Annotated in this window: 11 protein-coding genes; 9 read left to right on the top strand and 2 right to left on the bottom strand. The window is 30.7% G+C overall.

Features of this window, described 5'->3' with window-relative positions:
* Positions 1 to 60: 60 nt before the first annotated feature.
* Genes spoIIAA through sigF form a run of 3 tightly spaced genes read left to right on the top strand, consistent with a single transcriptional unit; the run spans position 61 to position 1604 of the window.
* The gene (gene spoIIAA, locus CLRAG_RS06945; RefSeq protein ID WP_065077747.1) at positions 61 to 396 is read left to right on the top strand and encodes an anti-sigma F factor antagonist; all 336 of its coding nucleotides are present in this window, start codon (positions 61 to 63) and stop codon (positions 394 to 396) included.
* Between the two features lie 14 nt (positions 397 to 410).
* A complete protein-coding gene (gene spoIIAB, locus CLRAG_RS06940) occupies positions 411 to 839 on the top strand; it encodes an anti-sigma F factor (protein ID WP_065077746.1) in 429 nt (142 codons plus the stop codon).
* A gap of 9 nt (positions 840 to 848) precedes the next feature.
* Positions 849 to 1604, top strand: a complete 756-nt coding sequence (gene sigF / locus CLRAG_RS06935) for an RNA polymerase sporulation sigma factor SigF (RefSeq protein WP_065077745.1) — start codon at positions 849 to 851, stop codon at positions 1602 to 1604.
* 78 nt (positions 1605 to 1682) lie between these two features.
* On the opposite strand, the gene CLRAG_RS06930 is transcribed toward sigF, so the two are convergent.
* Positions 1683 to 4034: a transglycosylase domain-containing protein gene (locus CLRAG_RS06930; protein WP_065077744.1), complete on the bottom strand. Its 2352-nt coding sequence runs from the start codon at positions 4032 to 4034 to the stop codon at positions 1683 to 1685.
* An 81-nt stretch (positions 4035 to 4115) separates the two neighbouring features.
* Here CLRAG_RS06930 and yunB point away from each other — a divergent pair, with 81 nt between their 5' ends.
* Positions 4116 to 4829: a sporulation protein YunB gene (yunB, locus tag CLRAG_RS06925; protein WP_242872103.1), complete on the top strand. Its 714-nt coding sequence runs from the start codon at positions 4116 to 4118 to the stop codon at positions 4827 to 4829.
* A gap of 51 nt (positions 4830 to 4880) precedes the next feature.
* Here the strand turns inward: yunB and hpt are convergent, their stop codons facing one another.
* Positions 4881 to 5402, bottom strand: coding sequence for a hypoxanthine phosphoribosyltransferase (hpt, locus tag CLRAG_RS06920; RefSeq protein WP_065077743.1), 522 nt, complete (start codon positions 5400 to 5402; stop codon positions 4881 to 4883).
* Positions 5403 to 5738: 336 nt separating this feature from the next.
* On the opposite strand from hpt, the gene hflX reads away from it, so the two are divergent.
* The 5 genes from hflX to CLRAG_RS06895 all read left to right on the top strand — a co-directional run bounded on the left by hflX (position 5739) and on the right by CLRAG_RS06895 (position 11718).
* Positions 5739 to 7526 (top strand): GTPase HflX, encoded by a 1788-nt coding sequence (gene hflX / locus CLRAG_RS06915; RefSeq protein ID WP_065077742.1) that lies wholly within the window; start codon positions 5739 to 5741, stop codon positions 7524 to 7526.
* Positions 7527 to 7681: 155 nt separating this feature from the next.
* Positions 7682 to 8578, top strand: coding sequence for a nucleotidyltransferase domain-containing protein (locus CLRAG_RS06910; RefSeq protein WP_065077741.1), 897 nt, complete (start codon positions 7682 to 7684; stop codon positions 8576 to 8578).
* A gap of 142 nt (positions 8579 to 8720) precedes the next feature.
* Complete coding sequence (pdxR, locus tag CLRAG_RS06905) at positions 8721 to 10142, top strand: MocR-like pyridoxine biosynthesis transcription factor PdxR (protein ID WP_065077740.1); 1422 nt, start codon at positions 8721 to 8723, stop codon at positions 10140 to 10142.
* Between the two features lie 54 nt (positions 10143 to 10196).
* Positions 10197 to 10853 (top strand): YigZ family protein, encoded by a 657-nt coding sequence (locus CLRAG_RS06900; RefSeq protein ID WP_065077739.1) that lies wholly within the window; start codon positions 10197 to 10199, stop codon positions 10851 to 10853.
* Positions 10854 to 10977: 124 nt separating this feature from the next.
* A complete protein-coding gene (locus CLRAG_RS06895) occupies positions 10978 to 11718 on the top strand; it encodes a YebC/PmpR family DNA-binding transcriptional regulator (RefSeq protein WP_065077738.1) in 741 nt (246 codons plus the stop codon).
* The last annotated feature ends 480 nt before the right edge of the window (positions 11719 to 12198 follow it).

Here is a 12198-nt window from a genome sequence, read left to right as displayed (position 1 = left end):
TGAGGCTATATATGGCAGGTATCTTATTTAGTATAGCTTTAGTAGAGCTTTAGATAATATATGAATTTGGAATTTAATGTAAAGGACAATAAACTTATAGTTTATATGAGAGGAGAACTAGATCATCATAGTGCAGAAGAAGTGAGAAATAAAATAGATGATAGATTGGATAGAGAGGGTTTAAACAAGCTGATAATGGATTTCTCAGGAGTAAGTTTTATGGATAGCTCTGGAATAGGGGTGGTAATAGGAAGGTATAAAAAACTAAATTCTGCAGATGGTAGCGTATGTATTGTAGGTGCAATCAATTCAGTAAAAAGAGTATTTGAAATCTCAGGTATGTTTAAAATTATAGGACTTTATGACAACGTTGCGGAAGCAGTTCAGAATATTTAATGGGGGGATAAATTATGTACGATAACAGTATGAAAATAGAGTTTATTAGTAAATCACAAAATGAAAGCTTTGCCAGGGTCTCAGTAGCAGCTTTTGTATCACAACTTGATCCTACAGTGGAGGAATTGGCAGATGTAAAAACTGCAGTTTCAGAGGCAGTTACAAACTCTATTATTCATGGTTATGAAAATAAAGAAGGTGTAGTTAAAATTCAAGCCTTTATTAAAGAAAAAGAACTTATATTGATAGTAGAGGACCAAGGTGTAGGTATAGAAAATATAGAACTCGCTAGACAACCCCTTTATACTTCAAGACCTGATCTTGAGAGATCAGGCATGGGATTTACTGTAATGGAAACCTTTATGGATTCCCTTAAAGTAGAATCTGAAAAAAACAAAGGGACAAGATTAACTATGAAAAAAGTTTTTAATTCATTAAGTTAGGTGAATAATATGAGTGAGGAAACAGCAAAAAAATTAAAATATAGTTATAATGATAATTTGGAATTGATTAAATATGCAAAAAAGGGAGATAAGGATGCCCTAAATAAATTGGTAGAATTGAATTTACCATTGGTGGCGGCTATAAGTAAAAAATTTTTAAACAGGGGATACGAGTATGAAGATATATTTCAAATAGGTTGCATGGGACTTATGAAAGCAGTAAATAATTTCAATGAAGAATACAATGTAAAATTTTCTACATATGCTGTACCAATGATATTAGGGGAGATAAAGCGCTTCTTAAGGGATGACGGAATGATAAAAGTAAGTCGAAGTGTAAAAAATACTGCAAAAAAACTCCACTATGACAGAGAAGCACTTACTAAAAAATTAAATAGAGAACCTACAATACAAGAATTAGCAGAGTATTCTGGAGTAGAAGTAGAAGAACTGATTTTTGCCACAGAGTCTGCTAGCAGTTTGCAGTATCTGTATGATACTATACATCAAGATGATGGTTCACCAGTGCTTTTGATAGATAAGATAAGTGAAAATCCAAAGGAAGATGTAGAGATGGTGGATAAAATTGCACTTAAGGAAGCTTTGAATAATTTAGATGTGAAGTCGAGACAAATTATAATGCTGAGATATTTTAAAGATAAAACTCAGGTACAGGTAGCAAAGATGTTAGGTATAAATCAAGTACAGGTTTCTAGAATTGAAAAAAAAGTGTTAAAAACTATGAGAGAAATTTTAACAGGTTAACATCAGATAAAAGGGGATGTTCAAAGCAATTTAAAAAATTGCCTTGCAACATCCCCTTTAAATTAAATTAATATAAAGTTAATTTCCTGTACTAGGAACTTTAGTAGGTAAATTGTTAACATCCTTTGAGTTTTCATCGTTGGTAGTGTCTTTTTTATCTTTAGTGTTTGTATCAGTATTTGCATCATTGTTTGTATTAGTATTATTAGGATTATCATTTGTATTACTATCAGAATTCCAGTTATTTTTATTAGTAGCGCTATTTTTTTTACTTTTGCTCCCAGGTAAGTTATCAAGTGCATTCCATGAATGAGATACATTACAATAATCTGAGGGAACTGTTCCATCTATAAAATATTCAGTATAAACTTTATTACCTGTAGGATCTGTATGACAATCTGAAACAGGAAGTTTTCCTGATTTGGAACATATAGAAGAAGTTACAACTCCATCTGGAATTTCAATATCTTTTGCCTCTAAACCTTGATGGAAAGGAGACATTATGTTAGCCCAAAGCTGGGCTGCAGAGTTACTGCTTAAGGAGCCATCTAATACAGAATCATCATCATTACCAATCCACACTGCAGCGGAATAATAAGGAGTTAGTCCTACAAACCACAGATCTTTTCTATCTTCAGAAGTACCTGTTTTACCACTTACAGGCATGCCTCCTAAGTTAGCATTGCTACCAGTTCCTTCTGCACTTACAGGGCCTTTTAACATCTGATATAGCACATATGCACTTTGTGGAGAAAGTGCTTTTTTAGTTTGGGTTTTATTATCAAGTAAAACTGTACCATTTCTATTTACTACTGTAGTATAAAGTTTTGGAGTAGTGTATTTTCCAGAATTTCCAAAAGTTCCATAAGCAGCAGACATCAAAAGTGTATTTGTACCGTGATGGAGCTCTCCAAGAGAAAGTGCTGCTATACTGGATCTATCATGCTCGTCTAAAGTTATACCAAATTTTTCTGCATAATCAGCTCCGGTTTTTAAACCCATTCTATCTTCTACTTTGACTGCTACTGTATTTAAGGATTTAGTTAAGGCAGTTCTTAAAGTTACAGTTCCGAAATCAGTAGATTCATCATTTTTAGGGTCATAAGGTTCTCCATTAGAAGCATATTTGTTTGCAAGTTCAGGTGATAATGGAGAAGAATCTACTGTAGAAGCTGCAGTAAATTGCTTTGAATCTACAGCAGGGCTGTATACAGTTAAAGGCTTTATGCTGGAACCTGAAGGCCTTAAATATTTTTCAGATGCAGCTCTGTTAAAAGATCTGGCAGGCTGGCTTCCCCTTCCACCAATTAACGCTTTTACCTCACCTGTATGATAATTCATGACTACAGCAGAAGCCTGAGGTTGAATTATTCCATTTTTATCTGCAGATGAAGAATTAAAAATACTGTCGTTATTTAAGGTATTTTCAGTTTTTTCCTGCAAGTCTTTATTCATAGTAGTATGTATTTTTAAACCACCATACATAAGTAAATTCTCAATCTGCTCATCTGTATATTTGTATTTAGATTTTAGATCTTTTTTTACTGCATTTATAACAGGTACAGTAAACCATTCATTGTTATATCCATTATTTACAGTAGGTTGAGACATTATATCCAGTTTACCATTTGCAATGTCATTTACAGCAGTTGTGTACTGATCCTTTGATATATATCCATTCTCATACATTTTTTTTACTACAGTAGTAGTTCTATTTAAATATATAGATGGATTTTTTTTAGCTGTAGGAGAATAAGGATAATATACAGAAGGACTTTGAGGCATACCTGCAATAAAAGCACACTCAATTAAGTTTAAATCTTTTGCTGATTTGCCAAAGTACTGTTTGGCAGCGGCTTCAACACCTAATGCTCTTCCTCCTAAATAAATTGTGTTCATGTAAGCCTCAAGTATTTGAGTTTTACTCAATTTCTTTTCAAGTTTTAAGGAAAGATATATTTCTTGCATTTTTCTCTTATAAGATATTTGAGAAGATAAATATATATTTCTAACCAATTGTTGGGTTATGGTAGATGCACCTTGAATTCCAGTATTTCCACTAAATTTGCTTTTAATATCTATAAATACTACACCTATGAGTCTTTTTAAGTCTATGCCTTTATGTTTATAAAATCGTTCATCTTCTATACTTACGAAAGCATTTTTTAAATTTTGGGGCATACTGCTAAAAGGTATTACCGTCCTTTGCTGTGGGGTAACTAGTACGTCCATTGAATTATTTTTATCATCATATAGAACGGAAGGTTCGTTTAAATTCGATATTTGGCTTATGTCTAGTGGAGGAGAATTTTTTATAACAGCTGCAGTTAAACCCAATGCTGCAGCAAATACCAATGCTAATAATCCACATAAAATTGCAGCTCCATGTTTAAAAACCTTTTTTCGAGCCTTTTTACGCTTTTTGACCATAAATTTCCTCCTTATTTTGAAGTGTACATTTTTTAAATTATTATAACATAAATTAAATCTTTAGGTAAATACACGAGGTTATTGTCATATATATATTATGTATCAAATCATAAGGATGTGGAAGAGATAAAAAAATTTAAAGTTCCCATTAAGAAAATGAAAATTGTATTAATAATATCTGTTATAACTTTATCCACAGTAATGTGTCTTTATTTTGTAAATTCAAGGATAACCCCTGCTATAATTGCAGCTTCAAATGTAGAAATCAGAGCTGTAGTTACACAAACTATAAATTCAGTTATAATGCAGGAGTATTCAAAACAATTTACTTATAAAGACATTATACAGGTGGAAAAAGATAAGGAAGATAATATAGTTATGGTTAGAGCAGATACACTAAAAATGAATAAAATAGCTTGTGATGTGGCATTGGAATCCCAAAACAAGCTAAGAAATGTAGGAAAAGTTGGCTTGAAGATTCCCATGGGATATATAATGAAAAACAATTTGCTAGCGTTTTTTGGACCTAGCATTACAATTAGGATGCAGCCTATAGGTTACATAGAGACTAAATATTTGTCAAGCTTTGAAAGTGCAGGTATAAATCAATCTAGACATAAAATAAGTGTACAGGTAAAGACAAACATGAGGGTGATGATTCCCTTTGGAAGTGAAGATATACAGGTAAAAAATGAAGTACCTATATCAGAAACAATTATAGTGGGAAAAGTACCAGAAACGGCCATAGATTTAGGCCTTGATAAAACTGGAGTTAAGTTAAAATCCGGTAATTAAAAAATGGCAAAGCTCAATGTTAAAAAGAGCTTTGCCATTTTTTAAACAAAATTATTCCCAGTTAAATATGTAAGGTACATTCCGATAATAATCTCCATAATTTAATCCATAACCTGCAACAAATACATCGGGAATTTCGAAACAACAAAAATCTGGGGTCAATGAAATTTTTCTTCTATCAGGCTTGTCTAGAAGAACGCAGCATTTTACACTGGAAGCACCTAGAGATTTTACATGGTCTATAGCAAAGTCCATAGTAATACCTGTGTCTGTTATGTCATCTACAATTAAAACATCATACCCTTTCATGTCGTCTAATATATCATTTACAATTTTTATTTTACCAGATGATGTTTCAGAATTTCCATAACTTGAAGTTGTCATAAATCCTATTTTTACGGGAAGTTTTATTTGTCTTACTAAATCTGCTGTAAATATGAAACTTCCTCTTAAAAGTGATAATACATATAAATTTTTATCTTTATATTTAGTGGTTATTATTTTACCTACTTCTTCTATTCTCTTTCCAATTCGCTCTTGAGTTATCAATATGTTTTTTGATTTATTTTCCATAATATTCCTCCATGGTGTATATTAAATTAATGATTGCCATAATATAAAATTATATTATCAATATTAGCAAGATTTCTGTAAATTTTCAATGACTTGGAGTAATGTGTTTACAATGTTTTTTATTTAGTATAGAATTATACGATAGCTATAAACTCAATTTTTGTGTATACGAAATTTTGATTCAATATAAAAATAATATGAAGTAATCAATTTGTAATGCACGATGTACAATTCATAATACATAATTAAGAACGATTTTCTGTTGTCACAGAAAATCTACTGAAATTGTGCATTGCAAACTGTGAATTGTGAATTGATAGATATGGAGATGATATTTTGATATATGGAAATACAGAAGGAATAAAAAATTCGATATTAGATGAATTGGAAAAGATTTATGATATAAGAGTTTCAAAAGAAAGCATATGCAGCAGGGAGATTGTAGAAATGCTTTCTAGAATTACTACTTATTTAAATAGAGAATTAAGCCTAGCAATTGATAAAAGAGGAACAATTGTAAGCATATCTGTTGGAGATAGTAGTACTGTAAGTATTACTGAAATTGAGGGAAACCAAAATAAACTCTGTGGTATTAGGATAGTACATACCCATCCTAATGGAGATTCGAGACTTTCCGAAATTGATATTTCAGCCTTAGTAAAATTAAGATTGGATTGCATAGCAGCTATAGGGGTTGACGAGGATGGCATTACAGGTATTACCATAGGATTTTGTAAGGTAAAAGATGGAGAAGTTATAAGTGAAATTTCAGAAAAGCTTACTTTAGAGGACGCAGTTAACTTTAATATAGTACAAAAAGTAAATGAAATAGAAAAGTCGATGAATGATGAATATGTACTGCAACAAGAAGGAGAGAGAGCATTACTTGTAGGCACAGATACTGAAGATAGCTTGGATGAATTAAAAGAATTGGCAAAAGCTTGTAATGTCACTGCATTAGAAAAAATACTTCAAAAAAGAGATACTATAGATACTGCTTTTTACGTAGGAAAGGGAAAAGTAAGTGAGATAGCATTAATTGCACAGCTCAGTGGTGCAAATATAGTAATTTTTGATGATGAATTATCTGGCTCTCAAGTTAGAAACTTAGAAGAAAACCTAGGAATAAAAGTAATAGATAGAACTACTCTCATACTTCATATATTTGCTTCAAGGGCAAGGAGTAAGGAATCTAAGTTACAGGTGGAACTTGCACAGCTAAAATACAGGTTAGCTAGGCTTTCAGGACTCGGTATAGTTCTTTCAAGGACTGGAGGAGGAATAGGTACTAGAGGACCTGGTGAAAAGAAGTTAGAAACTGATAGAAGGCATATAAGAGAAAAGATATATGAAATTAGTAAAGAACTGAAAAAAATAAAGCAGGTTAGAAAAACTCAAAGAAAGAAGAGAGATGAGATAAACAAGGTATCACTGGTGGGGTATACTAATTCAGGTAAATCTACTTTAAGAAATAAATTGTGTGAAGTAGCTGTCACTAGAGAAAATGTAAATAAGGAAAAGGTATTTGAAGCAGATATGTTATTTGCTACTTTGGACACTACTACTAGGGCTGTGGAATTGGAAGATGGCAGAACAATTGCAGTGACAGATACCGTAGGTTTTATAAAAAAACTTCCTCATGATTTGGTAGAAGCATTTAAATCTACTTTAGAAGAAGTACAATATGCTGATTTATTATTACATGTAGTAGATGCATCATCCGATTATGCAGAAGAACAGATAGATGCAGTAAATGAAGTACTGAGCGAACTAGAAGTAAATGATAAACCTGTACTTATCGTGCTAAACAAAATTGACAAATTGGAAGATACTAAATTGAGCAGTATAAAAGATAAATATAAAAATTCAAATGCAATATTTATATCAGCTAAATATGGTATGAATTTAAATGAGCTTTTGAAAAAGATATTGGAAATGCTTCCTAACAGCATAAAAAAAGCAGAATATTTAATTCCTTATACAGAACAGTCTGCAGTGTCATTTATTCACAAACATTGTAAGGTAAAGAACGAAGATTATAGGGAAGATGGTACCTATGTAAATGCACTTGTAGATGAAAAAACATACAATAAATTTAAGAAGTTTATAATTAACGAAAAATAATTGCACATTTAAAAAGAGAGTATTAGTATGAAAATATTAGATGCTCTTTTTTGGTAAAATAGCAAAAAAATAATTTTACCATTGTATTTTTATAAAAATATATTATATAATATATAGAAATTCAAGTTGATAAAGTTCAAAAGGGGGACACTAAATTGGAAAAAACTATATTACAATATCAAAAGGCTTTTAACAGTACCATTGATAGACTTAAAGCAAATGATTTTGTCCTTGCAGTTATGGTTTTTGGAAGTATGGTCACTGGCGATTTGTGGGATGAATCTGATATCGACTTACTTGTAGTGTTTGATAATAAAAGGGGCAGTATTAAAAACATATACACTGAGGAAAAGGGAATTCAAATTCATGTTAAACTTGTAAGCAAGAGTAACTTCCTGCAGATGCCTGAAAAAAATTTAAAGGGTGGATTTATATCTAGAATAATATCTTCATCCAGACTGGTATTTTCAAAGGATAAGGAAATAACTTCAAAATATGATACTGGAAGATATTATTCAGATTTAGATAGAGAAAGATGGAATATGTATTATATTGGAGAGTTATTTAAAAGTATGGGCATATGTAAAAAATATCTTCAAAATGACAATGTATATACTGCATATATTGCTGCAGTACGTTCTGTTGAAGAGTTTTCTAAATTATATGTAAATTCTTCAGGACATATGATAAGTAAAGATTCTATGACTATTTCTATGAATTTAAATGACAACTTTAAAAAATGTGTAGACAAATTATTTTTTAAAAATGAAAATATAGTTGATTCTATAAATAGCACTATAGACTATTTAACAGAAAATGTAAATAGAGATATAAGAAATACGACTAAGTTATTATTAAATTATATGAGAGAAAAGGATTGTTTTTTAAGTTCAGAAGATATAAAAAATGATGAGTTATTTTATCATTACAACATAAATATGGAAGAAATATTAAATAAGTTATGGGAAAGGAATATACTAAAAAAAGAAACGAGAAACTATAAGTTAAAGGATGGAACTGTATTATTTAAGGAAAATGTATATTTTATTTAATTGGATAAATTAAATTTGTATTAACATAATGCAGTTATTGTTATAAAATAGAATTTAGCACTAGGAATGTTTTGTGATAATTGACAGTTGACAATTAACAATTGACAACTGTCAATTATCTATTGTAAATTATAGCAGGGAAGTGAATTTTATTTCTAATAAATATTTTGTGAATCTAAATAGAGAAGAAACTGTTAAATATCTATTAATAGAAAAACATATAAAAAAGTTGATAGATACAAATAAAATTGAAGACGGGGAGAAACTACCTTCTATAAGAGAAATGGCAGAATTTTTAAATGTAAATAAAATCACTGTGGTAAATGCCTATAAAAGACTTCAAGCTGAAGGCTATGCTGCTCAAAAAATTGGCAGTGGAACTTATGCTAAAAAGAGGGATATAAATAAGAACTTTAGTAGAGAATACTCAAAGGTTCTGAAAAAGATATCTAGCAATGAAGTAGAAAATTATATAGATTTTACCGGAGAAACTCCAAGTGGTGAATTTTTTCAAATAAGTTTCTTTAAAGGTGTTTTAAATGAGGTTCTGGATAGGGATGGCTCATCGGCTTTGATATGTCAAGAATCCCTCGGATATGATGGACTCAGAAATAGTATAAGTGATGTGTTCTGGAATGGAAATATAGATAAGGATGATATACTTATAGTTTCAGGAGCGCAGCAAGGTATAGATGTAGTTTCAAAGGCTATTTTAAATACAAATGATACTGTAATAGTCGAAAAACCAACATACAGTGGGGCACTATCTGTATTTAAATGGAGGAGAACTGAAATAATCGAAACTCCTATTGAAAAAGATGGAATTAATATAGACAACCTTGAAAAAATACTTAAAAAAAACAAAGTGAAATGTTTTTATACAATGAGTTATTTTCAAAATCCTACTGGGATAAGCTATAGCAATGAAAAGAAAAGGCAAATACTTAGATTAGCCGATATATATGATTTTTATATAATAGAAGATGATTATCTCTCAGAGTTAATTTATGATGATAACATAAAATATAATAGTTTTAAAAGCTTAGATAGTAGTGACAGGGTTGTTTATATAAAAAGCTTTTCAAAAATATTTTTGCCAGGAATACGAATTGGATATTTGATACCTCCTAAGAAATTTAAAGAAAGTATTCAAAATTCAAAAATAAATACAGATATATCTACATCCAGTCTTATGCAAAGGGCTCTGGATTTATATATAAGAAAAGGTTTGTGGCGAAATTATATAAATGATTTAAATGTAGTCTATAAAAAAAGATATGTATATATGAAAAAATGTATAGATAAATATTTAAAAAATCAGGTAGAGTTTGTAGAACCAGGTGGAGGACTGCATTTTTATTTAAAAATAAACCAGAACATAGTTATAGATTCTATAGAGCTTTTTAGAAAATCAAAAAATAGAAGAGTTCTAATTACACCAGGTACATTGTTTTATAAAGTACCTTCAGAAGGTAAAAAGTACTTTAAAATTGGTTTTTCACATGTGGATGAAAAGAATATAGAAAGTGGAATTCAAATATTAAGTGAACTTATAATTATGTAATTTGTAGTATATATTAAAATAGTTTAGAGGGATATTTTGAAAGGTGGGTTATCTGTGAGTTACTTTACAGTAAAGGATGAAGCTAGTTGTCAATTTGAGGAGAAAAAGTCTATATTTATAGGAAGTATAAAAAGAGTTTATACTGAAAACGAGGCTAAAAAATTTATAAGTAAAGTAAAGGAAAAAAATATTAAAGCAACACATAATGTATATGCTTATGTAATTGGAGAAAAAATGAATATACAAAGATACAGTGATGATGGAGAACCTCAGGGAACTGCAGGAATACCAGTACTAGATGTCATAAAGAAAAAGGGAATAACAGATGTGGTAATAGTAGTTACTAGATATTTTGGAGGAACCCTTCTAGGTAAAGGAGGATTAGTAAAGGCTTACACAAAGTCTGCTGCTCTCTCAATTGATGAATCTGGAATAGTGGAGAAAGTAAAAGGATGTCAGTTGGATATATTTATAGAGTATGATACTTTGGGAAAATTACAATACATGTTTGAACAAAAGTCGATTCACATAGAAAATATAGAATATACGGAGAAGATTTGTGTGTCGATAAACTACATTTCGGAAGATGTAGATAAATTAATAAATGAGATTATAGAACTGACAAATGGAAAATGTGAAGTGATAGTTGGAGATGAGGAGTTTTATTTTAAGATGGATTCAAGGCTTATTAAAGAACAAATAGCGAAGTAACATTGGACTCCTAAATGGCTAATTGCAAGTAGGGTACATTTGTGTTTAACAGCTTTTATATGATATAATACAATTTGCATAATTAATATAAATAATTATAACCGTAAGTTAGGGGGAAATTTGTATGTCAGGACATTCAAAATGGCATAATATACAAGCAAAAAAAGGTAAAGCAGATGCAAAAAGAGGTAAGATATTTACTAAAATAGGTAAGGAACTGGCAATTGCTGCTAAAGAAGGCGGATCAAATCCGGATTCCAATTCAAAATTAAGAGATGTTATAGCAAAAGCTAAGGCAAATAATATGCCTCAGGATACAGTACAGAGAGCAATTAAAAAGGGTTCAGGAGAGCTTACAGGAGTAAACTACGAGGAAATATCCTATGAAGGTTATGGACCAAGTGGAGTTGCTATGATAGTAAAAGCTTTAACTGATAATAAAAATAGAAGTGCTAGCAATGTAAGGGCAGCATTTTCAAGACATGGTGGTAATTTAGGTGCTAACGGCTGTGTAGGATGGATGTTCCAGGCTAAAGGCCAGATAGTAATAGAGAGAAAAGAAGACATGGATGAAGACGAAATAATGATGCAGGTATTGGATGCAGGTGCTGAAGATTTTACTGCTGAAGAAGAAGTCTTTGAGGTAATTACTGCTGTAGAAGACTTTGGTACAGTAAGGGAAAAATTAGAGGAACAGGGTTTTGAATTCCTGTCTGCAGATATTACAATGATACCAGATAATACTGTAGCCGTTGATATGGAAACTGCAGGAAAGGTTCAAAGACTTGTAGATAAACTTGAAGAAGACGATGACGTTCAGGACGTGTACCACAACGCTGAATTCCCGGAGGAATTTGAGGAATAAAGGATTTTAAGGCATTTAAGTGTGCTTAAAATTCCGTATATATTCCATCACTACATATGAACGTTCAAGTTTTAATACTTATTTGATTAAGGATACCATTTCTCGTGTGATATATATGAAATTTACATGAGGAGTGGTTTTTTGTTATTAACTTAGCTTTCGCAGTTTAAGAATAATGCGAAGCAATATTTTTAATTAATAGTTAAGAATGAAGAATTAATAGTTAATGTAGATTTTTTTCCGTTATACTACAAAAAATCTTTGATTAAGCTTTTCATCACTCGTTTCGCTAAAGCGAAACATTGCTTATTTATATAAGTTTAAAGATTTTTTGCGATAGCTAAAAATCATCTTTCACTATCGGATTGGCCCCCGCAAATGGGAATAATTCATTCAAATACTAGCTAATTCTTAAAATTTCATTTTTGATATGGTGCTGATTTTCAGTACCATATCAATTATTATAATCTCACAACTAAG

This window comes from Clostridium ragsdalei P11 (genome assembly GCF_001675165.1).
Lineage (GTDB): Bacteria > Bacillota > Clostridia > Clostridiales > Clostridiaceae > Clostridium_B > Clostridium_B ragsdalei.
Note: the sequence above shows the minus strand (reverse complement) of the source record. Positions and strands in the feature narration are given on the sequence as shown.

Coding starts and splice junctions, on each gene's coding strand:
- spoIIAA (WP_065077747.1), top strand. CDS start 61: ATGAATTTGGAATTTAATGTAAAGGACAATAAACTTATAGTTTATATG.
- spoIIAB (WP_065077746.1), top strand. CDS start 411: ATGTACGATAACAGTATGAAAATAGAGTTTATTAGTAAATCACAAAAT.
- sigF (WP_065077745.1), top strand. CDS start 849: ATGAGTGAGGAAACAGCAAAAAAATTAAAATATAGTTATAATGATAAT.
- CLRAG_RS06930 (WP_065077744.1), bottom strand. CDS start 4,034: ATGGTCAAAAAGCGTAAAAAGGCTCGAAAAAAGGTTTTTAAACATGGA.
- hpt (WP_065077743.1), bottom strand. CDS start 5,402: ATGGAAAATAAATCAAAAAACATATTGATAACTCAAGAGCGAATTGGA.
- CLRAG_RS06895 (WP_065077738.1), top strand. CDS start 10,978: ATGTCAGGACATTCAAAATGGCATAATATACAAGCAAAAAAAGGTAAA.